Source organism: Fructobacillus evanidus (assembly GCF_963580165.1).
GTDB classification, from domain to species: domain Bacteria; phylum Bacillota; class Bacilli; order Lactobacillales; family Lactobacillaceae; genus Fructobacillus; species Fructobacillus evanidus.
In genome coordinates this window covers 1-22,512 of the sequence record NZ_CAUZLM010000004.1, presented here as the reverse complement: position 1 = coordinate 22,512, position 22,512 = coordinate 1, and the positions used below count along the sequence as shown (strand labels likewise).

Annotated in this window: 38 protein-coding genes and 1 pseudogene; 38 read left to right on the top strand and 1 reads right to left on the bottom strand. The window is 39.5% G+C overall.

Going from position 1 to position 22,512, the window contains the following annotated elements:
• The first annotated feature begins 71 nt into the window (after nt 1-71).
• The 25 genes and pseudogenes from AABI08_RS03635 to AABI08_RS03515 all read left to right on the top strand — a co-directional run bounded on the left by AABI08_RS03635 (nt 72) and on the right by AABI08_RS03515 (nt 9,905).
• Nucleotides 72-278, top strand: coding sequence for a hypothetical protein (locus AABI08_RS03635; RefSeq protein WP_338344312.1), 207 nt, complete (start codon nt 72-74; stop codon nt 276-278).
• Nucleotides 279-289: 11 nt separating this feature from the next.
• Nucleotides 290-508, top strand: coding sequence for a hypothetical protein (locus tag AABI08_RS03630; protein ID WP_338344310.1), 219 nt, complete (start codon nt 290-292; stop codon nt 506-508).
• Between the two features lie 29 nt (nt 509-537).
• Entirely contained in the window at nt 538-762 is a 225-nt protein-coding gene (locus AABI08_RS03625) for a helix-turn-helix domain-containing protein (RefSeq protein WP_338344307.1), read from the top strand.
• Nucleotides 762-920 carry a hypothetical protein gene (locus AABI08_RS03620; protein WP_338344305.1) on the top strand — a complete coding sequence of 53 codons (159 nt, stop codon included), beginning with the start codon at nt 762-764 and terminating at the stop codon, nt 918-920. Before AABI08_RS03625 ends, AABI08_RS03620 begins: the two co-directional genes overlap by 1 nt.
• 2 nt (nt 921-922) lie before the next feature.
• Nucleotides 923-1,105, top strand: coding sequence for a hypothetical protein (locus AABI08_RS03615; protein ID WP_338344304.1), 183 nt, complete (start codon nt 923-925; stop codon nt 1,103-1,105).
• Complete coding sequence (locus tag AABI08_RS03610; protein WP_338344302.1) at nt 1,102-1,491, top strand: hypothetical protein; 390 nt, start codon at nt 1,102-1,104, stop codon at nt 1,489-1,491. The genes AABI08_RS03615 and AABI08_RS03610 overlap by 4 nt, the downstream gene beginning before the upstream one ends.
• Before the next feature lie 15 nt (nt 1,492-1,506).
• Complete coding sequence (locus AABI08_RS03605) at nt 1,507-2,265, top strand: AAA family ATPase (RefSeq protein ID WP_338344300.1); 759 nt, start codon at nt 1,507-1,509, stop codon at nt 2,263-2,265.
• Nucleotides 2,266-2,269: 4 nt separating this feature from the next.
• A complete protein-coding gene (locus AABI08_RS03600) occupies nt 2,270-2,872 on the top strand; it encodes a DUF669 domain-containing protein (RefSeq protein ID WP_338344298.1) in 603 nt (200 codons plus the stop codon).
• 10 nt (nt 2,873-2,882) lie between these two features.
• Nucleotides 2,883-3,650, top strand: coding sequence for a hypothetical protein (locus AABI08_RS03595; protein WP_338344296.1), 768 nt, complete (start codon nt 2,883-2,885; stop codon nt 3,648-3,650).
• 8 nt (nt 3,651-3,658) lie between these two features.
• Entirely contained in the window at nt 3,659-4,483 is an 825-nt protein-coding gene (locus AABI08_RS03590) for an AAA family ATPase (RefSeq protein ID WP_338344295.1), read from the top strand.
• Nucleotides 4,480-4,611, top strand: a complete 132-nt coding sequence (locus tag AABI08_RS03585) for a hypothetical protein (RefSeq protein ID WP_338344292.1) — start codon at nt 4,480-4,482, stop codon at nt 4,609-4,611. The genes AABI08_RS03590 and AABI08_RS03585 overlap by 4 nt, the downstream gene beginning before the upstream one ends.
• Nucleotides 4,608-4,766 carry a hypothetical protein gene (locus AABI08_RS03580; RefSeq protein ID WP_338344291.1) on the top strand — a complete coding sequence of 53 codons (159 nt, stop codon included), beginning with the start codon at nt 4,608-4,610 and terminating at the stop codon, nt 4,764-4,766. Before AABI08_RS03585 ends, AABI08_RS03580 begins: the two co-directional genes overlap by 4 nt.
• A 13-nt stretch (nt 4,767-4,779) precedes the next feature.
• Nucleotides 4,780-5,091, top strand: a complete 312-nt coding sequence (locus AABI08_RS03575; protein ID WP_338344289.1) for a hypothetical protein — start codon at nt 4,780-4,782, stop codon at nt 5,089-5,091.
• Nucleotides 5,092-5,235 carry a hypothetical protein gene (locus AABI08_RS03570; RefSeq protein ID WP_338344288.1) on the top strand — a complete coding sequence of 48 codons (144 nt, stop codon included), beginning with the start codon at nt 5,092-5,094 and terminating at the stop codon, nt 5,233-5,235.
• A complete protein-coding gene (locus AABI08_RS03565; protein ID WP_338344286.1) occupies nt 5,235-5,654 on the top strand; it encodes a hypothetical protein in 420 nt (139 codons plus the stop codon). Before AABI08_RS03570 ends, AABI08_RS03565 begins: the two co-directional genes overlap by 1 nt.
• On the top strand, nt 5,654-5,896 hold the full coding sequence (locus tag AABI08_RS03560) for a hypothetical protein (RefSeq protein WP_338344284.1): 243 nt from the start codon (nt 5,654-5,656) through the stop codon (nt 5,894-5,896). Before AABI08_RS03565 ends, AABI08_RS03560 begins: the two co-directional genes overlap by 1 nt.
• The gene (locus AABI08_RS03555; protein WP_338344282.1) at nt 5,896-6,315 is read left to right on the top strand and encodes a YopX family protein; all 420 of its coding nucleotides are present in this window, start codon (nt 5,896-5,898) and stop codon (nt 6,313-6,315) included. Before AABI08_RS03560 ends, AABI08_RS03555 begins: the two co-directional genes overlap by 1 nt.
• Complete coding sequence (gene pnuC / locus AABI08_RS03550) at nt 6,312-7,004, top strand: nicotinamide riboside transporter PnuC (protein WP_338344281.1); 693 nt, start codon at nt 6,312-6,314, stop codon at nt 7,002-7,004. Before AABI08_RS03555 ends, pnuC begins: the two co-directional genes overlap by 4 nt.
• On the top strand, nt 7,004-7,315 hold the full coding sequence (locus AABI08_RS03545) for a DUF3850 domain-containing protein (RefSeq protein ID WP_203619181.1): 312 nt from the start codon (nt 7,004-7,006) through the stop codon (nt 7,313-7,315). Before pnuC ends, AABI08_RS03545 begins: the two co-directional genes overlap by 1 nt.
• 502 nt (nt 7,316-7,817) lie before the next feature.
• Entirely contained in the window at nt 7,818-8,135 is a 318-nt protein-coding gene (locus AABI08_RS03540; RefSeq protein WP_338344280.1) for a hypothetical protein, read from the top strand.
• A gap of 2 nt (nt 8,136-8,137) precedes the next feature.
• On the top strand, nt 8,138-8,563 hold the full coding sequence (locus tag AABI08_RS03535) for a transcriptional regulator (protein ID WP_338344279.1): 426 nt from the start codon (nt 8,138-8,140) through the stop codon (nt 8,561-8,563).
• Nucleotides 8,564-8,701: 138 nt separating this feature from the next.
• Nucleotides 8,702-8,777 (top strand): annotated as a pseudogene (locus AABI08_RS03530).
• A 181-nt stretch (nt 8,778-8,958) separates the two neighbouring features.
• Nucleotides 8,959-9,489, top strand: a complete 531-nt coding sequence (locus tag AABI08_RS03525; RefSeq protein ID WP_338344277.1) for an HdeD family acid-resistance protein — start codon at nt 8,959-8,961, stop codon at nt 9,487-9,489.
• A 75-nt stretch (nt 9,490-9,564) separates the two neighbouring features.
• Nucleotides 9,565-9,714, top strand: a complete 150-nt coding sequence (locus AABI08_RS03520; RefSeq protein ID WP_338344275.1) for a hypothetical protein — start codon at nt 9,565-9,567, stop codon at nt 9,712-9,714.
• A complete protein-coding gene (locus AABI08_RS03515; RefSeq protein ID WP_338344273.1) occupies nt 9,714-9,905 on the top strand; it encodes a hypothetical protein in 192 nt (63 codons plus the stop codon). The genes AABI08_RS03520 and AABI08_RS03515 overlap by 1 nt, the downstream gene beginning before the upstream one ends.
• 90 nt (nt 9,906-9,995) lie before the next feature.
• Here AABI08_RS03515 and AABI08_RS03510 read toward each other — a convergent pair whose 3' ends face one another.
• A complete protein-coding gene (locus AABI08_RS03510; protein ID WP_338344271.1) occupies nt 9,996-10,739 on the bottom strand; it encodes a hypothetical protein in 744 nt (247 codons plus the stop codon).
• Between the two features lie 124 nt (nt 10,740-10,863).
• Here AABI08_RS03510 and AABI08_RS03505 point away from each other — a divergent pair, with 124 nt between their 5' ends.
• From AABI08_RS03505 to AABI08_RS03445, 13 genes are all read left to right on the top strand, one after another.
• The gene (locus tag AABI08_RS03505) at nt 10,864-11,700 is read left to right on the top strand and encodes a terminase small subunit (protein WP_338344269.1); all 837 of its coding nucleotides are present in this window, start codon (nt 10,864-10,866) and stop codon (nt 11,698-11,700) included.
• Nucleotides 11,697-12,932: a PBSX family phage terminase large subunit gene (locus AABI08_RS03500; protein ID WP_338344267.1), complete on the top strand. Its 1,236-nt coding sequence runs from the start codon at nt 11,697-11,699 to the stop codon at nt 12,930-12,932. The genes AABI08_RS03505 and AABI08_RS03500 overlap by 4 nt, the downstream gene beginning before the upstream one ends.
• A complete protein-coding gene (locus AABI08_RS03495) occupies nt 12,932-14,437 on the top strand; it encodes a phage portal protein (protein WP_338344265.1) in 1,506 nt (501 codons plus the stop codon). The genes AABI08_RS03500 and AABI08_RS03495 overlap by 1 nt, the downstream gene beginning before the upstream one ends.
• A complete protein-coding gene (locus AABI08_RS03490) occupies nt 14,418-15,332 on the top strand; it encodes a minor capsid protein (RefSeq protein WP_338344263.1) in 915 nt (304 codons plus the stop codon). The genes AABI08_RS03495 and AABI08_RS03490 overlap by 20 nt, the downstream gene beginning before the upstream one ends.
• A 162-nt stretch (nt 15,333-15,494) precedes the next feature.
• Nucleotides 15,495-16,046 (top strand): DUF4355 domain-containing protein, encoded by a 552-nt coding sequence (locus AABI08_RS03485; protein WP_338344261.1) that lies wholly within the window; start codon nt 15,495-15,497, stop codon nt 16,044-16,046.
• A gap of 13 nt (nt 16,047-16,059) precedes the next feature.
• On the top strand, nt 16,060-17,043 hold the full coding sequence (locus tag AABI08_RS03480; protein ID WP_338344259.1) for a phage major capsid protein: 984 nt from the start codon (nt 16,060-16,062) through the stop codon (nt 17,041-17,043).
• An 11-nt stretch (nt 17,044-17,054) separates the two neighbouring features.
• The gene (locus AABI08_RS03475) at nt 17,055-17,384 is read left to right on the top strand and encodes a phage head-tail connector protein (protein ID WP_338344257.1); all 330 of its coding nucleotides are present in this window, start codon (nt 17,055-17,057) and stop codon (nt 17,382-17,384) included.
• 263 nt (nt 17,385-17,647) lie between these two features.
• Entirely contained in the window at nt 17,648-18,031 is a 384-nt protein-coding gene (locus tag AABI08_RS03470; protein WP_338344255.1) for an HK97-gp10 family putative phage morphogenesis protein, read from the top strand.
• Nucleotides 18,028-18,408: a gp17 family tail completion protein gene (locus AABI08_RS03465; protein WP_338344253.1), complete on the top strand. Its 381-nt coding sequence runs from the start codon at nt 18,028-18,030 to the stop codon at nt 18,406-18,408. Before AABI08_RS03470 ends, AABI08_RS03465 begins: the two co-directional genes overlap by 4 nt.
• A gap of 15 nt (nt 18,409-18,423) precedes the next feature.
• Complete coding sequence (locus AABI08_RS03460; RefSeq protein ID WP_338344250.1) at nt 18,424-18,990, top strand: phage major tail protein, TP901-1 family; 567 nt, start codon at nt 18,424-18,426, stop codon at nt 18,988-18,990.
• Between the two features lie 67 nt (nt 18,991-19,057).
• Nucleotides 19,058-19,465 carry a tail assembly chaperone gene (locus AABI08_RS03455; RefSeq protein WP_047975465.1) on the top strand — a complete coding sequence of 136 codons (408 nt, stop codon included), beginning with the start codon at nt 19,058-19,060 and terminating at the stop codon, nt 19,463-19,465.
• 35 nt (nt 19,466-19,500) lie between these two features.
• Complete coding sequence (locus tag AABI08_RS03450) at nt 19,501-19,815, top strand: hypothetical protein (protein WP_338344248.1); 315 nt, start codon at nt 19,501-19,503, stop codon at nt 19,813-19,815.
• On the top strand, nt 19,815-22,512 hold a 2,698-nt coding region (locus tag AABI08_RS03445), incomplete at its 3' end, for a tape measure protein (protein WP_338344246.1). The genes AABI08_RS03450 and AABI08_RS03445, both read left to right, overlap by 1 nt.

The window sequence follows — 22,512 nt, the reverse complement described above, 5'->3', positions numbered from 1 at the left end:
AATATTCTCCTTTCAATTTACTAGGCACTGCAATGCCAGTAGTTAAAGGATAACAGAAAGGGGGTGGTTATATGCTCATGAAAGATGGGGCACGTTTGCTAAACGTGGCTCAGTTAACAAATGAAATCGAGTCAATGTCACGAGATGGAGTTGAGGAAATGGTTAACCAACCAGGTTTTCAATACTTCCGACTACCAGGAAAGAAACGGAAATATTATCTGGAATACAAGGTAGTCGAATGGATTGCTGAAAACCTAGAAACGGAACAGGTTATGTAGGAGGCGACAACATGGCACTAATGCAATTCAATGATTTATTTATGGTTGTGATTGGAACAGGAGTTACAACGCTGTCAATCATGGCATACAAATACTACAAGCGAGCACCGTTGTTTGATGCCTATGACATTGAGAACGATATTACCAACGATCTTGCTCATCAGGGTAAGCGGCTGGCAAAACGAGATTTAAAGCGCGCAAAAAAAGCCCGCTTAGCAGAGCGAGCTTAGGCATAAATTTATCCAACTAAAAATAATTTATGCCTCTAGTATACCACGGAGGGCACATGAGTAAAAACAGATTAAACGAATTAAGGAAAAGCAAGGGTCTAACTCTATCACAGGTTCATAGAAAGCTGGGTATGAAAAGACAGACATATACAAATTACGAATACGGCTCAAGAGAGCCAAAACTAGAAACATGGGAAAAGTTAGCCAAGTTCTATGGAGTCACACCAGCATATCTAGTGGGGTGGGAGGACTAATGAACGAAGAACAATATATCAAAACCATTAAATCACAGGCAGAAGTTATCAGCAATCAATCAGGGTTAATTAATACGCTTAGCGAATTGGTACATGATTTAACAGATAAAGTAGCCACAGATGTGGTTGTTTCAGGTTTTTCAAAAACGGAGGACTAAGCATGGCAACAACAGGTAATAGAGTTGCAGACGATATGGCGTTATACCACATTGCTGATCGAAACGCTGACGAGATTGAACGAGTGCAAGACAAGTTGGAAAAACTATATATCAAGCGGTCTGAAGTAAGCGAAGAAGTGGAAGAGCTCGAGACTTACTTAGAAGAATTAGGGGTTCAATTATGAGAGACGTATCAATTGTAGATCCATACGGAGAAATCACATCAGCAGTTGATTTGGGCAATGAAGACTTTTTCAAATCATTGTCGCCCAGTCAGAAAAGCGAAGTGTACTTCAAAATTCAAGAAATGGAAGGAAACATCAAGAAATTCAAGAAGTACGCACGAGAATTCATGATTGACGGTGGCCACATTGATGACATTGAGATGGATGAAGGTAGTCGAAGAGTAACAGTTAATGACCCTGAACTTATGCTCAAGTATTTGAAAGCATATGGATTAGATGTGCTTCAATTCAAGGGCGTGACAGAACTCAAAAAGATTCTCAACGAAGAAGAATTTGATGAGGTAACAGTTATCAAAAAGACTGAAAAAGTTAATTTCAAAAAGTAAGAAAGGAGACTAACCATGATTGAGTTCAAACCAGGGAAGATTATTCCATCAGGGAACATGTATTTCATCTATGGAGATGGTGGGACTGGTAAAACAAGCCTTTCAAAGCTATTTAAAGGTAACAAAGTAAGCTTCATTTTTGATGGATCATACAACGCTTTATCAGACACAACAGACACATTCGTATTTGCATTTGATGATTCTGATGCGCCGAATATACAGTCACAGGTTGACTACTATGTGGATTCAGCAATTAGTAGTCCAAACTTTGACATCATCATCTTGGACAACGTGACTGCACTTCAAAATTGGGTGCTAGATAACATTGATGGAAGAAGCAAAGACGGTCGTCAGAATTATCAAAAGTTGCAGTCGTGGTTCAGAAATTTGGGAATGAAATTGCGCAAGAGCCGAAAGACAGTTCTTGTAACTGCCCACCAGATTGACAATGGTGCAAGCGGATTAGACGGCAAGGGACGCTTTGAGGCTGACATGAACCAAAAGACTTTTAATGCTTTGTCAGCCCCATTCGACATTGTTGGTCGTATCTACAAGCAAGATGGTCAACGATTTATCGACTTTGATCCAGAACAAGGAAACCACGGTAAGAACCGAATTGATGAGCGAATATTGATTAAGGCAAACGAATTGGTAGAACCTGCTGAAAAGAAAGAGATACCAACTGAAAAGCCACAGAAAGCGCCTAAAAAGGCCGACAAAACATTCGATGAACAAGTAGCAGAAGTAGCTAACGAATTAGGAAAGAGAGCATAAGACTATGGCATTTGGATTTACAACAGACGAGAACAACGTATTTGGTCAATCAGTACAAGAATCAGGTACTTACAACGTGAAGATTTTGGATTCATCAGAGGCCAAAACGTCATCAACTGGAAGTGAAATGGCAGTCTTTGATTATGAAGTGATTGATGGCGAATATCAGGGCGGAAAAGTCCGCTATGACAACATGGTTTGGAAAGACGGAACAGCAGAAGAAGCTGAACGCTCAACCAAGAATTTCAACAACATGGCTATTGCTGCAGGAGCTAAGAGCGGTGTTCAATTCAGTTCACTTGCTCAATACGTGAAATCAATGATTGGTAAGACAATCAACATCAAAGTTGAATGGCAGACAAGTGATTACACTGGTAAAACTAACCTGACTGTTCGAGCTAAGACCCATATTGATAGTGATGGATCAAAGCCAGATGGAATTACTCGTGACATGTTTGAGGCCAAGAATAGTTCGCCAAATGCGCAAGCACCATCAAGCAACGCATTTGCAAGTAAGCAACCAGAGCAGACTGGATTCAATCCGTTTGCTGGCCAATCAGCAAACAATGGCGAAATTGATATTAGTGCTGATGACCTGCCATTTTAGGAGTCGGTAGATGCAGAAATCAATTTTAAGACGTGGCAATAAGCGGAATTTTACCCAGGTAAGTAATAGCGCTATTGACAATAAAAATCTTTCATTACAGGCCAAAGGATTGTTAGTAGAAATGCTTTCTAAGCCCGATGATTGGGTATTTTATAAATCAAACATAGTAGATTGGGCAACTAATGGGCGTGATGCTACTAACAAAGCGTTTAAAGAGTTAGAGGATGCTGGATATGTTGAAACGAAGCAAGAACATGGAGAATTAGGAAAATTTACTAGTTTAATCATCACGGTATACGATGAACCGTTTACTGATAACCGGTTACTGGAAACCCGTCAACGGGAAACCAGTAACTGGAAAACCGTTAACGGAAAACCCGCAACTACTAATACTAATTTAACTAATACTAATACCAATACTAATAATACTAATACTAAAAACACTAACAGTCAGCCGAAGGCTGACAGTGAGATTGAATTAAAAAATCAATTTTCAGATATTTGGTCGCTCTATCCAAAACGACCAAGAGGAAATAAAAAGACCTCATTTACAAAATACAAGAAGGCAATCAAAGACGGAGTTAAACACGAAGACATTAAGTCAGGACTTAACAGCTATATTAGACAGCTAAAAGCTCAAGGAACTGATAATAAGTACATCAAGAATGCTGATACTTGGTTCAATCAAGCTGGTTGGGAAGACGAGTATACGACTCAATCATCAGGAACAATTGGAAACCAAGACTTAACCAAGGCCTATGGTGATTGGGACTTTTAGGAGGATAGATGGAAAGTTTAGCTAATGCTATGAAAGGGATTGAATCAAGCTTTGAAACGGTTCCTGCTTACAAGCGGGCTAAGCAGAAACTAAGCGGACTAAATGACGAAGAGATGAAGACTTACATCAAGATGCGAGAGGCTAAGGCTGACCAGGAAGCGTATCAAAAGCTAAAGGCATCAGAACACAAGAAGTTTGAAACCTGGAGCATTTGGGGTGGCGGTGGCCGACAGAAGTTTGATTTCAACCACTGGGATCCACAGCAACAAGAGAATGTGTCCAAGGCAGAGGAATTAAAGCTAAAGGCTAGGAAGCTAACCAAGCGAGTGATTGATGGCCCAGGTATTAATATTCTAATGGCAGGAAATGCTGGAACAGGTAAGACAGCACTAACATTGTCCATGATACAGGCTTTAAAAGAACATTCAGACAAGACCGTTATGTTTGTCAGCACCGTGGCGCTATCAGACAAAGTACACAACTTCAACGACTATCAGCAACAAGAACGATTGCGTTACGCCAAGGAACTGATGAAAAAGGTCGATGTACTGGTACTAGATGATTTCGGCAGTGAAGCTGGCGGAATGGGCAACAGTGGCAAGCAGGCCAGTGAGCCAATGCAGAAGTTTATGTATGAGTTAGCGGAGGCAAGGCAAGCTAAGGACGAGTTTGGCAAACGAACCAAAACAAACATTGTCACGACTAACCAAAAGATTAGCGGAGATGCTAACAGTCTTGACCGCTCGTATAATCCCAAGATTATCAGCCGACTAATTGCTAAGAAGGAATCGAATCAATTGATATTTGGCGGAATGGAGGACTTACGAGAATGAAAGAGCCAAAATTGGCCAAAAATGCTGAATTGCAGGAGATGGCCAAAAAGCAACCGCACGACAGCAAAGAAGAATTGATGGCTATATTGCTCTTCAGGAAAACACATTTAAAGGAATTTTTAAAATGACAACGACATACAAAAAAGCACGCTTGCGTGCCAAGTTAAAGTTGGCTGATGCCAGCGAGATTATTGGAATTGACGAAAAAGATTTAGGACGGATTGAAAAGGGCATTGTTAAACACGAATTGCCAGAAGCTGTGGCGGTTTGCCTATTACGGTGATTGAGGTGGTTGAATGGAAGCGCCAGATCAGGATAACGTTTTTTATCCAGATTTTAATTTGCAAAATCAAGAAATTATGGCGATTGCTAACCCAGCTACTCGTGAAGAAGCTAAGGAAAAGTACGTTGAGAAAGAGAAGAAGTATCACTGGATTTCTAAAAAACGTTTTAACAATGGTGAATATAAAGTTTTGGTGAAAAGTTCAGATGGGCATCCAATTGATATGTACCACCCATCATCTAAACCATGTGATTCATTTACTGAAACAGAAGTACGGGAAGGGTGTTACAACCCAGACATGTTTGAACGAGAAGAGGTGGAATAAATGGAAAAATATAAAGTTACAGTTTATGGAGATTTTGAAACTTTTGAATACAGAGATTTAACTTATGAAGAGGCTTATGACGAAGCTGGTAATTATTCAGATGATTACGTGGCAATAGTCACACTTGATGAAGAGGTGGAGTGATGAATAAAAAATTTACTGAAGAAGAATATCGGAAGATTGCTGAAATTGCTGACTTATATTTTGAACAACACAAATCAGAGGCTGTAATCGTTAATCTTAAAAATATTTATGATTATATTTTTTACAACGAAACTGTAGAAAGCGAAAAAATTAAAGACCTAAACCAAGAACTTTTGTTAATCGCCCTTCCAAAATATCGTGACTGGGCACATGACCAGTTCGTTGAGAAAGAGAAAAAGTATTACTGGAAATCAAAGAAGACGGACAGAAATGGTCTTCGTAAGACGATTATTGAACATCCCATTGGTTATCCGACAGATAGTTATTTTATCAACGCAAGACCGGGTGCTTTTACTGAATCAGAAATCCGTGAATGGGGCTATAACCCAGACATGTTTTATCGGGAAGAGGTTGAGTGATGGAAAAATACGGAATGAAAGTTATGGAATTTCAATTTTCAGATGCTGTAAAGGCTGATTCCGAATTAAAAAATCTGTACATTCGTTGTCAGGATTCAACGACAGGCAAATTTATTTTGACTTGCAAAAAGGAATACGCTGATGGAACAGATGATATTGAATCTGTTAAAAATGCAGTTTTATTCTTGGAAAAAGATTATGGAATAAAGCTTAAAGCAGTTGCATTAGAAGAGGAGAAGTGATGAGAGAGATTAAGTTTAGAGAATGGGATCAAAACAGACATGAAATTTACGGTGGAGATATTCCAGGTATGAGTTATGGGAACCGAGAAGACTTTGATGACATGGTTGGTTTTAGATTTGCTCATACAGAGTCGATTGATTACGAGGGAACTGAAGAATTTAAAAATAAACGTATTTTGGAACAATACACAGGCCTGCATGACAAGAATGGAAAAGAAATCTATGAGGGGGACATTGCCGAGTGGGATGATTTCGGCAATAAAAGAGTTGGATACGTTACATTCTGTCCAGACATTCAGTTTGTAACCGCCAATCATGATTACAATTTTGGCGATTTTGCTTACCAGGATACAAAAGAATATCTAACTATCATCGGCAACGTTCACGAGAACCCGGAACTGTTGGAGGAAGAACAATGAGTAATTACATTAAATGGTTAGGACAAGAAATTAAGTCACTGAACACTGCTGGCGCAGTTATGCTGGCATTTATGGTCGGCGTGCAGTTGGCATTGTTCATGGTCGCACCTATTACAGGATTATCAATTATCACGCTAGTAGCAACGTTGGTTGGGTCAGCATGTACGGTATACATGATGATTGGAAAGCCTATCAATGGTTTGCTTGGATTTATTAGCGCACTGGGATTCATCTACGTCAATTGGACGGCTGGACACTATGCCAGTGTGTTAGATCAATTAGTATTCGTGACTTTGATTGATATTCCACTGATTGTGACGTGGAAGAATTGGGGACATCGAATTAAAAACGGTGTGAAGCATTTGAGTATCGGGAATTGGATGTCAACAGTGGCATTGATGTTAATTATCTGGATTCCACTCATCATCGTCTACACATGGTTAGGCGACACGAACCCAGCTTGGGACTCGCTGACGTTGGTTATTGGGGCTTTTGCATCTATTTATGTATTCTTGGGTTATGGTGACAGTTACACGCTTTGGTTGATGGCTGACGTTGTCAATATCGCGCTATGGTTTACTGCATTGTCTGCTGGGTACTCAGCAAGTTCACTACCAATGTTGTTGACGATGGCATTCTACCTGATGACTGCACTGTATGGACGTTTTGTGTCAGTTTGGAGCAAATGATGAAAGTACATGAACTTAAATTAGACGAAAAATATTTCGATTTAGTTGATACCGGCGTGAAAACATTTGAAATTCGTAAGAATGACCGAGACTATCAAGTTGGAGATTTGTTGGCTCTCTCAAGATATGACAGAGAAAACAAAAGTTATAAAAGGAAAGCTTATTCGTCACGGTCAACGATTGAAACTAGTTCGATTCATCGAGCAGAAACGATTTTAAGGGAAATCATCTTTATGACTGATTACGAACAAAAAGATGGCTATGTCGTATTAGGAATCAGTAGATATGAAACGGGTGATGTAGATGATTAGTACGATTGGAATTTATTTGTTGGTGCTATTTGCAGCAGTACTAACGGTATTAGCAGGAAGCGTAGTATGGGCGTTTATCTATTTGATGTTTAAGTATCTTCGTGATTTTAAATTTAATGGCCATGATTGAGTTCAATCTAAACGTTCTTAAATCATATACGCTCAATAAATACATTCGGGCTGAGAGACAGAATCGTTACATTGGCTCAAAGATGAAGAAGCAGGCAACCAATTACTGCCAGTTAGTCGTCCAGCAGGCCATGGTAGACGGTGTTCGATTCGAGTGGCCATGTATGTTGGAATTGCGGTGGTATGTACCTGATAAGCGCACTGATTCAGACAACTGGGCGTTTATGAAGAAATTCATTCTAGACGGCATGCAGAAGGCGAACGTGCGAGGAAAAACATTCTTGCCCAATGACAGTCTGAATTATGTGACGGGATTTCATGAGTCATTTGAGATTGATAAGAACAACCCAAGGGTAGAGATTAGGGTGAAAAGATGAAAAAAATATATTTTAGAAAAGAAGGCGAAGAGGCTAATGATGCTGAATTGCTAACTGACTGTGTAAAAAAAATAAGAATCGATTCTTATGGTAAGGTATTAAGTTTTACAGTTGTTCCGAATAATAAATATATTTTAAATAAGTTTAAAAATACACTGTTTGAAAAAAATGTATTTGAAATTTGGATTATCTATGATGACAAGGCAAGCGACAGTTATGCAAAAGGGCAATTGATAATGATTGAAGAACTCAGTGATGATTTGTATTCATTCGATGTATTGTTATACGGTGATTTAGTTTCTAGGGGGGAATAAATTTGAAATACACAGTTGATCAGCTATTTACTGATTACTTCTCGGGAACAATCAAGAAACAGATTTCTTGGCGACGATTTGAATTGCGATTTGACAACCCTGTTCGTGATGAAAATGTTGGTGGCGGTAAAAAGCAAAATGAAATCAATCGGGCCCTTGATAATCAGATTATTAGGGAAGAGTCTGATCCGGAAATGATTCAGCTTACCATTCGCTATGAATCGGTTAAGCAATTTATGCAAACAATTGACCAACAGCTCGTCACGATGTTGGATTATCATTACGACGAACAAAAGAATTATGTGTGGCCTAAGATTGCCGAGATGGTCTATAAGTCGAAGAGCCAGTGCATTCGTGATGTACAACATGCTAAAGAGAAGTATTACAAGTCTCATTGGTCAAGGCCTGTGGAAAACTTGACCCTCTGAAAACATGCGACTATCATGCGACTTTTGACCTAAAAAAAGGTGGTATATTTGTAGTATAGAAATTTTGTAAAAGAATTTCTGCGGGGTGCGGAAACACCTACGCTCCTTTAAATAGTCAGCCTGGAATGGTTGGCAGATGGTTCTGTAGCTCAACTGGTAGAGCACATCAGCAATTATGCTGACGCTGTTGTTGGTTCGACTCCAGCCAGAACCATAGCTCGCCGAGACCCAAGAAATTGGTAGCGAGTAGTAGTCATCTCCTGGCGGAAGATGTCTGCGGTACATAATGACTGTTGCAAATCATGCAATGGTCATTTTTGATATTAAATAACAATGATTTATTATTTGATATATAATAATTGTGAATAAAAATTATTGTTTAGGAGATATTTGAAATGGATGCTTTTACATCACGAGTTCGACGCACAATTGGGATTGATGGCTTGATTTCTACAATCATGGGCACTTTTATTACTGTGTGGCCTGAAAAGAGTGCCAGTTTTGTAGCGGGTATGATTGGATTTGCTTTTTTGGCAATTGGGGTGTCGAAGTTACTAGTTTCTCTTCGTGATACTGACCAAGGAAAGTCGAACCGTATTATCGGTATTATCATGTCAATTCTTTACATGGTAGCTGGTCTGTTTATCTTCCTTGATATCGAAACGGCGACCTTATCACTTCTTGTTGTAGTAGGAATATTAACTGGTTTGACATGGGCTATTGAAGGTATTATTCAAATGACAATCATCAATCGCTGGGGAAGTAACCGAGTATGGACATTCATTTCTGCCTTAATCAGTTTGCTTGCCGGAGTAACGTTGGTGTTTAGTCCATTATTTGGTGGGCTGTTCTTGTGGGAGTTCTTCGGAATTATGCTACTAGTAGTTGGTATAGTTAAACTGGTACATGTTGCTATCGTTCGTTAATAAGTAAAGTTGAATAATAAATAATAAACCACTAGTTAGTTCATTCTAACGGTGGTTTTTATTTTGGAGTTAATTATGAAAAATAAAATTATGAATCATGTAGGTCGAACGTTTGAGTGGTTGTGTGTAGGTGCGTTGTACATGACAGCAGTAGGTTTATGTACTGGAGCAATCGGTATTATTACTTTAGGCATTAAGATTGCCTGGTTTGGAGCAACGTTCTAATGGTGTATGAAGATAAAGATACGAGAATACGACGGCACAAAGAACAGGCTACTGCTGTCAATAAACAATTTGCTATTGTAACGGATGAACAGCCTGACAAGCGTGAATATCGACATGCTAACATGCGGGCTGGATTTCGATATGGTGCGATCAATTATGGTAAACATATGAGGTGGATGGATGCAGAATGAGCTAATCATGGTAACTTTAAACGAAATATTAAAGAACCAGAATTATATTATTGAAGCTATTGAAGAAATAAAAAAGAAACTAGATGATGATTAGTTATCATCCACTAGTTTCATTGCTTCCTGTTCAATTACTGTATTACTGACGTTATTTGCTAATACCTTAATTAGACTGTTCAAAAATTCAGCATCTTTTTCTGGATGTTTTCTTACATAGTGAGTTTCATCGTTTCCAATCCAAGAGGCAGACTGGAATAGCTTACTAAAGTTTGAAAATTCTCTAAAATTACTTGATATTACTTGTCCAAGTGATTGAGCCTTGATTGAATCAATTTTGGCAGAATCATCACTATTTAGTTTGGATAGATAGATGGCAAAGTCTTTTACTAAAAATTCAAGAGATTTTCTCAAACCCATTCCGTATATTTCAGTCAGGCCGTATTCTTTCGCTTTTAGAGATTGGTTATATATTCCACTAAATCTTTCAGAAATTTCACTAACGTTTTCAGGAATGTCGTTTGATATTGGCGGTATGTAAGATACTTCTATGTAACCATAATTAAGTATCTTGCCATATGAATCGAATTGATCTGCTTTGAAATTTCCTAGATAGAACGAGTTACACAAAACACATTGTAATACTATACAAAATTTTTGTTTGGTTCCGTTATGATGATTGTGGTTTTTGTCCCAATAGTCATAGCTATCTTCAGAAAATCCTGAGTAAATTCTCGGAGACATATTTTTACCACAATGAGGGCATTTTTCAGGGATAGATACATGTTGGATAATTGCTGGTTGGTCAGAAAACTCAATTTTCGCATCTGTAATTAACATACTGGACATCCTTAATATTTTTATTAGATTTTAACATTTAATAACGTTAAAAAGCATTAAAAAAGGTGCTTAGGCTGTCTTTTTTAGTACATAAAATTAAGAAGAAAGGAGGAGTTGCAATGACATGACAAAACGTGATGAAGCTAAGCATGATTACTTAGCAGGTATGAAGTACAAAGAAATAGCAGACAAGTATGATGTTAGCCTAAGTACCGTTAAGTCATGGAAGTCTCGATATTGGTCTAACGAAAAAAAGGTTGCAACCTCTGATAAAAAAGTTGCAACCAAGTCGCAAAAGGTTGCAACCAAAAAAGAGCTACATCCAGCTATTCAAGAGTTGGAAGATAGCGACCTTACTGACAAGCAAAAAGCCTTTGCTAGTGAGGTTGTGAGACTTGCCAATCAAACACAAGCATATATAAATGCCTATGATGTTGACTACGATACGGCAAAAGTAAATGCTTCTAGATTGCTAACAAATGCTAACATTCAAACCGAAATCAAACGTCTACGTCAGGCTCGATTAGCAGAGCTAGGCATAGACGTTTTTTCGTTGGTTGACGATATGGCCAAAGAGGCCAAAGCTGATATTGGAACGTATGCCGATTGGGGTTCTGATGAGTTTCAATATACTGATGAAGCGACCGGAAAAGAGCTAATAGGACACAAGTCTTGGGTTGCCTTAAAAGATAAGTCAAAGGTCGATACTAAGGCTATTAAGAAGGTTACAGTCGGAAAAGATGGCCCTATTGTTGAACTACATGACCGCAATAAGGCTCGTGACAAGTTGCTAGAGTATCTATTAGCTGATGGTAAGATTTCTGCCGAAACAAATAAGCAACGCAAAGACAAAGCTGAAGCAGATTTGATGGAAGCAAAGGCTAAGGAGTTGCAAGGAGGCGGTGACAATCAAGATGACATGCTGCGAGGAATTGCAGACAGTCTAGGAGGTGTTGAATGAAGTTGACAACCAAACAGCACCAAGTAATTGCTGATGTGAACCGTACTTTAGGCGAATTAAAGTTGCTAATTTTGTACGGCGCTAAGAGAAGTGGCAAGACATTCTTAGATAATCTTCTGTTTATCATGCTAGTCGCCAATGCCAAGAAGAACGCTGATGAAGTAGGCGTAACGCACCCGCAGTACATTCTAGCTGGTTATACCATGGCTAACATCCAGCGCAACATCATTGCTGAATTGCAGAACATGGGTATCAAGATTCAAATGAACAAGTATAACGAGTTTGAATTGATGGGTGTTCGTATCGTACAAACATCTACTGGTTCAATTTCAGGTATTGGTCGCATTCGTGGTATGACAGCATTTGGTGCTTACATTAACGAAGCAAGCCTTTGCAATAAGGTTGTCTTTGATGAAATTCGTTCCCGTTGTTCTGGTAAAGGTGCTGTTGTTATCTGCGACACAAACCCTGACAATCCAGAACATTGGTTGTTGAAAGACTACATTGAGAAATCTGGACACGATGGTATTCAGGCATATCACTTTGAATTTGATGACAATGAGATGCTAGATGAAGGATACAAGAATAATTACAAAGCGACTGTTCCACCTGGCATGTTCTATGACCGTTATATCAAGGGCTTGTGGGTCAGCGGAGAAGGCGCTGTTTATCCTGAATTTAACAAAGACACCATGATTGTTACTCGTGATAAGGCGTTTGAACAAAGCTATGAACGATTTATGGTTGGCGTCGATTGGGGGTTCAATCACCCAACAGCGTTTGCTGTTATTGGATTCAAAGACGGCAAATACACGCTGATGGAAGAGCATGTTGATAGTAAGAAATCGATTGACCATTGGATCAACGTTGCTAAAGATGTCCAAGAACGCTATGGAGATATTATCTTCTATTGCGATACTGCCAACCCAGAACATATCTATGACCTGAAGCAGAATGGCATCAGGGCTGTTAAGGCAAACAAGAATGTTGCTAACGGTATCGAAGTGGTGGCTGATAAGATTCACAACAATCAGTTCAACGTTGTCTATGACGACTGCCCAACGTTCAGGAGCGAAATATACCGCTATGTTTGGGGTAAGAACGGTGATGTGGTGAAAGAAAATGACCACTTAATGGATGCTATCCGCTATGTGATTTACAACGACAAGCTAGCCATGGAACAGAACACAATGGATATTACTGATTTGGCCAAGCTGAAAGGATATATGTAATGGCAGTAGTTAACAATTTCGAAAGAGATATTAAGTCGATTATGAACGGTGAATCATTCCCGTTCGATACGGCAAGCAATATCAATTATCTGGTCAGTTCGTTAGATGACCTAACTAATAATAACTATCTAATGCTTGGTAAGATTATCAAGCATTTTTTAGATTACCAAGTTCCACGGTTGCAAGTACTAGATGAGTACTCAAAAGGACTTAATTCAACAATTTATAGCCGACCTAAGCGCCAGGAAGAGAACAAGGCTGATTATCGTAGAGCACACAACTTTGGCAAAATTATTGCCCAGTTCGTTGCTGGTTATACAACGTCAGTTCCTGTTAAGTACACCGTTGGCGATGACAGCGAACAGAAATTAATTGATACATTCAATGAGTATAACGATGTAGCGACACTTGATAATGAGCTGATGTATGACGTAGCCAAGTATGGACGAGCATATGAATTGCAATATCGTGATGAAAACTCGAACAACAACGTTAAGTTATCTAATGTATTCGAAACTTTTGTTATCTATGACAACACGATTGAACGAAATCCATTAGCTGCCGTTCGACTGGTTGAAATCGATACGCTTGATAATAACCAGACACAGTACAGTGTTAGCTTGTACACAGATAATGAGATTATCACGTTCGCTAACATTACACAGGCTGTTGGTTCGTTGAAGGAAACAGACAGCACGCCTCACTTCTACAATCAAGTGCCAATTATTGAGTATTCAAGCAATCGTTACCGCACAGGTTGGTATGAGGACGTAATCAGTCTGATTGATGCCTATGATGCTGTTAATTCTGACACATCAAACTATATGACTGATGTGGTTAATTCGTTGCTGGTCATCAGCGGTGACTTCCAAGCACCAAATGGAAAAGATGGTGTAAGTCAACTCATCAACAACATTAAGCAGTATGGTGTGTTGGCATTGCAGTCAGGAACTGACCGAGAAGGTAACAGCACCAGTATTGATGCCAAATACATTAATCCAGAATTTAATTCCACGGCTAGTGAGAATTATCAGCAACGGCTGTTCAAGGATATCTTCATGATGTCCAATGTGCCTAATCTGGCTGATGAATCATTTGGTGGCAATGCGAGTGGTGTCGCAATGAGATATAAGATTTTTGGCTTTGAACAGGCAATTGCCCAGACGATGAACTCATTCAAGCGGTCACTTGGTCGGCGGTATGAATTGTTAGGAACACTAACTTCTAACTTGAAGGGTGGCTTGTCTAACTATGTTCCAGTCAATGTCACATTTACACCTAACTTGCCTTATGCAGTAAGCGAAGAGGTTCAAATGCTTACAAATGCTGGTATTCCGTTGTCACGAAAGACAATGTATGACCAGACACACTTCACAGATGCTACTACCGAAGAGAACAATCTAGCCAACGAAAAAGAAGAACAGCTAGACCAGTCAGAGCCAATGAATGATATAAAATTCGACTCCGACAAAGGAGATGAAGTAGATGGCGGACAAGAAGAGTAAATCATATTGGGTTCAACGTGAGTTAGATCACGCTGACGATATCAAGAAGTCTTCTGGGGAACAGCTTAAAGTGCTGAGCAAGCTATATGAACAAGCACTTAATGATATTACTGATGACATCAACCGCAACTTCATTCGGTACGCCAAAGGCCAAGGAATGACGATGGAAGAAGCGATGAAGTTAGCCGATAAGACTGACGTGGATCGATTCGTTGATAAAGTGAAGCAATATGTTGCTGACAAAGACTTCTCAGAACAAGCCAATGCTGATTTGAAAATCTATAATCTTAAGATTCGTGTTAGTCGTCTTAAGCTACTTCAGCTTGAGATGTCACTTGAAATTGACAGATTAAATGGACAAATAACAAGCAGTACAGAAGATTATTTAACGCAACAAGCTATTGATGAATACAAGCGCCAGTCAACAATACTGGGGCAAGGTATTGCCTACACAACTGCATCTGCATCTCAACTAGTTAATACAGCTTATTCGCTTGCTGGAGAAGGTTCTTACACGTTTAGCACAAATATCTGGAAGAACACAGAACAGCTTAAGAATAAGCTAAATGAGACGTTGAATAAGGTTATTTTGCAGGGCAAGAATCCTAACCAATTCAACAAGGAATTTCGAGATTTATTCGATGTTCAGCCATCACAATCAGGGCGCTTGTTAATCACTGAGACGGCCAGAGTTCAAGGTGACGTTCAGCGTGATTCTTACAAGCAGTCAGGAATTGATAAGTACGACATTGTGTATGAACGAAGAGCTTGCCAGACCTGCATTAGTATAGCGAAAGCTGGACCGTATGAACTGTCAAAAGCAGAAGTTGGGAAAAATATGTATCCGTTCCACCCGAATTGTATGTGTTCAATTATGCCAGCATTAATTGATTAAAATGTGACCTGAATACGTCCTAAAACTGTTTAAATAACAATTATCGTGTACGGACTAGTATTTGATAGCAATAAGAATTTAAAGACGTGTATGGGGCTCAATGAGCCGTGTATGGGTCTTTTTATTTTGCTTTCGATTAGGTGTGTATGGGAGGAGTAAAACATGGAAAACAATGAACCGCAAAACGAAGTTGTAGAAGAACAGAACGAATCAAAGCAAGAAGATGTCAAGACGGAAGGCATTAGCTTTGAATCACAATCTGAACTAGACAGCTTCATGGACAAGAAGGTTGCCAAGGCAATTGAAACGGCCCGTAGCAAGTGGGAAGAAGAAGCAAAAGAGCGTGAAGACAAGGCTAAGAAGTTAGCCCGCATGACAGAGGCCGATCGAATTAAGGCAGAACAAGCTGACCGAGATAAGGAATTGTCGAAGCGTGAGCAGGAATTGAAGCGACTCGAATATTCAATTCAAGCCAAGTCTACATTGGCTGAAGCTGGATTACCTAACGAAGATGAATTGGTGTCGTTGATTCTAAGCGATGACGTTGAGACAACGAACAATAACATCAACTATCTCAAGAAGGTTATTGCTGATTCTGTTAACAAGCGAGTTGATGATCTTTCTAAGCAAAAGACGCCTAACGCTTCATCTACCCAGCTAAGTGGTGCTGTTTCAATTGCTGAATTGGCACAAAAAAACCGTGTAATTAAATAAAGGAGAATAAAACATGGTACAACAATTTAACCCGAACAACGTGATGACCACTCAATCTGTTCCATCAGATGTGGCCACAACTATCATTGACCGAATCATGGGGCAATCAGCTATCTTGCAAGTCGCTAAGAATGTCGAAATGCAAGGGCAGAAGACGAAGAAGTTTTCATTCATGACTGGTGTAGGCGGTGCTTACTGGACAGGCGAAACACAACGCATTGCTACTTCAAAGCCTACTTTCTTGCAAGCCAAGTTGGAAGCCCAGAAGTTGGCCGTTATTATTCCTGTGTCTAAGGAATTCTTGAACTACTCATACTCTAACTTCTTCTCAGAAGTAACACCATTGATCGTTGAACAAATGGACAAGGCAATTGACTTGGCTGTTATCAAGGGAATTAACACTCCTTATGCTGATTCATTGACTAACGCTGCCAAGACCAACGGTTCAGTATTGTCTGGTGATATTAACTATGACAATATCTTGGCTTTGGAAAACAAGCTCTACGACAAGGGATTGCAAGGTAACGCATTCTTGTCAACTTTGACGAACAACCCAGCTTTACGTACTGCTATCCAAAAGGATGCAGGATTGTACCCTGACAAGTTGTATGACTCAGCAGCCAAGACATTAGATGGTATGCCTGTTGTTGACACTCAGCCAGGTGTATTGAACAAGGGCGATTTGGTATTTGGTAACTTCGACTATTTGTACTATGGCTTGCCAGGTAACTTGGAAGTTGAAATTGACAAGTCAGCTCAGTTGTCTACGTTGACGAACGAAGATGGTACACCTATCAACTTGTTCGAACAAGAAATGGTTGCCATGAAGGTGACAATGGACGTTGCCGTATTGCCAGTACGTCAGGATGCATTTGCAACATTGAATGTAACCACTGGTGATGATGTGCTTGGTGCCGTTCCTGGAGAAGGAACAGACTCTAATGACAAGAACGCAAAGGCTAACACTAAGGCAAAGCCCGCTACTGAATCAAAGTAAGGAGGCCTTAAATGACTGATAAGCCAAGTGTCCTTGATACAGTCAAGACATTGGCGGGCATTAAGGACAATTTACAAGATGACGTAATCCAAACGCTAGAATTGATGACCCGTGATCAATTGGCAATGATGGTAGATGAACAGTCTGTTCCTGATAAGCTGGAACCAATTGTTAAGAATGTAGTGCTTGCTCGGTTCAATCGATTAGGTAACGAGGGCTATTCTTCGTATTCACAAGAGGGAGAGTCAATCAGATATCCAAGCAGTGACTTTGATGAGTATTCCTCAACAATCTCTCGTTATATGGCCGAACAAAACCGTGGAAAGATTATCATGTGGTGATTATATGCGGTATAACAAGCGTCTACAGTTCATTGATGACAAGTTAATCAAGCAACAGGAAGTATATCCAGTTAACGTCACGAGTATGGGTGTTAAAGCCCAGAATCTAGTGTTTGGGTCGTTCAAGCAGGGGCGAATTGCGGTTCGTTTCCAAAATAGGGTGAATGTCCGGTCAGGATACATGGTAATCGATGGCGATAATTTTAAGATTGAGAACAGTACCTATACTGATCGCTCATCAACCATTTATGGGGTGGAATATCGTGGCAGACTTTGAAGTAAAATTTGATGGTTTTGATGATTTGATTAAGCGAATTGATGAAGTTGGCAAGATGAAAGACGCCAAAGAAGCTGTCAAAGAGTCAACAGTCAATGTTGCACGAAAGAGCCAAGAACTTGTCCCTGTTGGATATGGAGAACGCTACCCTGTTAAGTCAAAGAAGCCTGCTGGATATGTAGGTGGAACATTGAAGCGTAGCCAAAAAATAACGATTACTGACTACACTGGCATGATTTCGTTCAATACTGACTACGCAGCCTATCAGGAATACGGAACACGTTATCAAACGGCACGTAAGTATCTTGGTACGCCATTCATCAAAGAAAGAAATAGCTTTATTTCAAAGCTAAAGAGGTTGGCAAAATGAACAACCCATACAACGAAATATTTCAGACGGTCATTAAACTGTCTAGGAAGAAAGGATATGACACATTCGACTATTTGCCGGATGAAAACCAGTCATATCCTTTTGTTTTTGTCGGCAATCAGCAAAACACAGATATTCCTACTAAGGGTCGAACACTTGGCACTACACACATTCAAGTCGATGTGTATGCCGAGTTTAACTATCGATCGGAAGTAATGAATATCATGGACGATTTGCAAGCTGCGGTTATTGATTGCCAACGTACAGAGAATTTCAAGTATCAAGTGACTAATACCAATCAACAAATGATTGCTGACCAATCAACGGACATCCCGTTGTGGCACGGTGTTTTGGAACTGGATATTCAGTATTTATAAGAAGGAGATACAAGAATGAATACACCACTTAAGGGTAAAGACAAGGTCTTAATGTTCCGCTTGTTTCAGGACAAGGATAAGGCGGATGCAACACGATTGGCTTTGCAAACGACTCATTCTATTAAGAATAGTCGTAAGAATGACTCAACATCAACTAAAGATGGGAACATTGTCTCTGTCGGCGCGTTGGAAACTAGCATCGACATTGAGGCTATTGCATCTGATGATTTGACAAACCAAGTATTGGCCTATGCGCAGAAGAAGGGACTTGCTGTTGAAGTATGGGAAATCGACTTCTCTCAAGCACCTCAAAACGGCAAATATGTGTCTCAATACGGAGTTGGTTATTTGTCTGATTGGGAAGTACCAGCAGAAGTTGACAGCAACACGACAATTAAGACGACTTTGACAGTTTCTGGCGAATTGGTTAAGGGACTCGCTACGGTATCGGCCATTGATGTTGCTACCGTTAAGAACTTCTTCCGTGACACGGTTAAGAATCCAACAGAAGTTGCCCCCATTGATGAAGCTCCTGATTACGGTTCTTCATCCAATTCATCAACTACTACACCATCTAAGTAAAATAACTAAATGTCGCCAAGTAAATGCACAGTACCTTATGGGGCGGCCTATATGAAAGGGATTTATTATGTCACAAACAACTATCACTATTAACGGAAATCAATACGATTTGAAAGTAACGTTCAAGTTCTTGTCCGCATTTGGAATCGTTAAGAATGATTTCGAAAACAACATCGAAACAATGGGGAACATTGTGATGGGTATTGTCGGTGGTGATCCATACGCTTTGGTTAAGGCGTTGTCTGCCATGTCTGGCAAAGATGAAGAAACAGTTCAATCTGATATTGAAAACGCTGATGATTTAGACCAAGCTTTTGAATCAGTCGAAAATTTATTAGTAACAAGTCCGTTGACGAAGACGACAGTATCCAAGATTATCAAGCCAATCAAGGACACGTTCGACAACATGGACAAGAAGATGGAAGAAGCAATGGCAGACAAGAGCCTGCCAGCAAGCTCAAATACTCCAGCTTAATTCGCAGGGCTTTCTATGTGTGGCCTACTGCCACCATGGAACAAGTTGAAATGATGACCATGGAAGAGCTTCGCTTACGAGAGCAAGCACATGATTTGCGTTCTATTGATGAACATGAGTTGCTGACTAATTTTGCTTTTGAAAATCGAAAAGTACAGGGTGCTGACAAAGATGGTAATTACGTTGTTAAGAACCCTTCTCAAATTGTTGATTTCAGAAAAATTCGTAAGAAGATTACTGGCGAAATTGAGAAAGACGAGGCCAAGGTTAATCAATTAAAAGAGCTTTCTGATCGTGCTAAAAGGGCACGAGAAGAAGCGATAAGAGAATTAAAGAAAGGAGGTAATTAATGGCAGATAGCTATTCAATCAACGCTACATTTAGTTTGAAGGACATGTTCTCAGCTCCATTGGACAAGATTAAGCGGAACATGCAAGAGACTGCTGAACAGCCTAAGAAGCTCACGGCAAGCTTGATGGATATTGCTAAAGGTGCTGGTGCTTTTGCTGTCATTAGTAAGGGATTAGATGCTGTTAAAGACAGTGTATCGAGTGCTGTTGGCCGATTCGATACGTTGAATGCGTATCCCAAAGTGATGAAACAAATGGGCTATTCTACCCAAGACACGCAAGAGTCGATTAAACTTTTGAAAAAAGGTATTGATGGTCTGCCAACGTCACTGCAAGACATTACGAAAAATTCCCAGAGCTTTGCGATATTAACTGGTTCAGCGAAAGATGGAGCTAAAACCGCCAATGCATTGAACGATGCGTTCTTGGCATCTGGAGCGAGTGCGGCTGATGCTAGTCGAGGCGTGCAACAGTATAGTCAAATGTTAGCGGCTGGTAAGGTTGATATGCAGTCATGGCGAACGTTGACTGAAACAATGCCATATGCGTTGAATGAAGTGGCCAAGGCGTTTGGATTTACTGGTAAATCTGCTCAGAAAGACCTATATAATGCTTTGGAGTCTGGCAAGATAACTACTGACCAATTGAATCAGAAATTCATTGAATTAGATGGTGGTGTCAATGGCTTTGCTAATACTGCCCGTACTGCTACTGGTGGAATTGGAACATCGTTTACCAACATGCGAAACGCTGTTGTCAACGGTCTGGCTAATACAATTACAGCTATTGATAATGGTATTAAGTCTGCTGGTATAAAGGGCGGTATTGCAGAATTATTTAATGATGCAAAGAATATCATTAATGATGGATTTCAAAAAATTAACGGTGTTGTTGAGACATACATTCCCCAAATTATATCTGTAACTTCTGGCCTATTTAAATTTATTGATGACAATAAAGATTGGATGCTACCGTTGACAGCAGGTATTGCATCAGCTACTGCAGCTTACAAAGCATACATTATTGCAGCTAATTTAGTAGCGTTAACAGGCAATATATCAAAGGAATTGTCAATTATTGCATTCGCATTTAGCAACGTTAGAAAGGAAGCTGGAACTGCTAAAGCAGCGATGGTTGCTTTCAATGTAGCTACTGGAGGTAACTTAATTGGCGCAGGAATACTTGCTCTACAGGCAATTATTGTTGCTCTTACACTGTTTTTTACAAAAACAGAAACAGGTCGAAAAGCATGGGAAAAATTAAGTGAAACCGTTTCAAAAGTGACTGGAAAAATTGCTTCTGAAATGGAAAAAATTGCTTCAGCAGTTGCACCTATCTTTTCTAAAATGGCTAGTGTAACTACATCTGCTTTTTCAGCAATTGATTCATTTGCTAAAAAATCATTCGACTCTGTTAAAAATTCAATTTCAAAAACGTTGTCTAATGCTGGTACATCAATGGGAACAGTGATGGATTCAATGAAGAATTCAGCCCAGTCAAGCGGTTCTTCAATTGCTAACAGTTTCGAACAAATGAAGAATAATGTAGGTAATGCATTTGATTCGATTAGACAATCAAGTTCAGGAGTTTTCGAAAAAATTGGTGAAGCGATTGGAAAAGTTGTTATTTATCTAACTCCAGCTATTGAATCGTTGACAAACTTCTTATCGACTGCTCAAGGATTTCGAGCTGTTGCTTCTATTTTTGTAGGAATTGCCACATCATTGATGGGAATATCATTGCCAATTTCGATTGTTATCGGCCTGCTTTCAAAGCTTGGAATTGCATTTGCTCAAACTGGTAACTTTTCTCAAGCCGTTGATATTGTGTCGAACGATATGGTGTCAATGGTTGATAATGCGACTATCTACATCAGTAAGTTCAGTGACATTATCGTTAATGTTATTAATTCAATTGCTGACTACATTTCAGGACACATTGATCAGATAACTGATGTAATGGTAAATATTATTACTAAGATGGCGGATGTTATTTCTAACAATCTTCCTATCTTAATTACTAAATTTACTGATGTTATTACTAAATTAATTACTAGCTTGTCCGAAAAGATACCGGATGTAGTCAACGCTATTGTTCCAATGATTCCTAAGATAGTTGATGCAATTTCGCAATCGATTCCGCAATTATTGATGGCTGGTGTTCAGATTATCTTAAGTATATTAAACGGGATTGTCAGTGCTCTTCCACAGATTATCAATGCTATTATTCCAGCTATTAATTCGCTAGTACAGGCGTTTACTCAAATGTTACCGCAATTGATTGAAGTAGGCATGAAAATTATCATCACTTTGATTGAAGGACTTGTTGTAGCAATACCTCTCTTGTTGCAAGCATTAGTTCCACTGATTATGCAGATTACGCAAGCATTAATCCAGAATTTGCCAATCATCATTCAGGCAATTGTTCAAATTATTATTGCAGTGTCGATGGCATTAATTCAGAATCTACCAACGATTATTCAAGCCATCGTTCAAATTGCTATAGCGCTAGTTAACGCAATTGTCCAAATACTTCCGTTACTTATTCAAGCGGTTATTCAAATAGTTATTGCTTTAGCTGGAGCAATAATTCAGAATCTACCAACGATTATTCAAGCCATCGTTCAAATTGCTATAGCGCTAGTTAACGCAATTGTCCAAATACTTCCGTTACTTATTCAAGCGGTTATTCAAATAG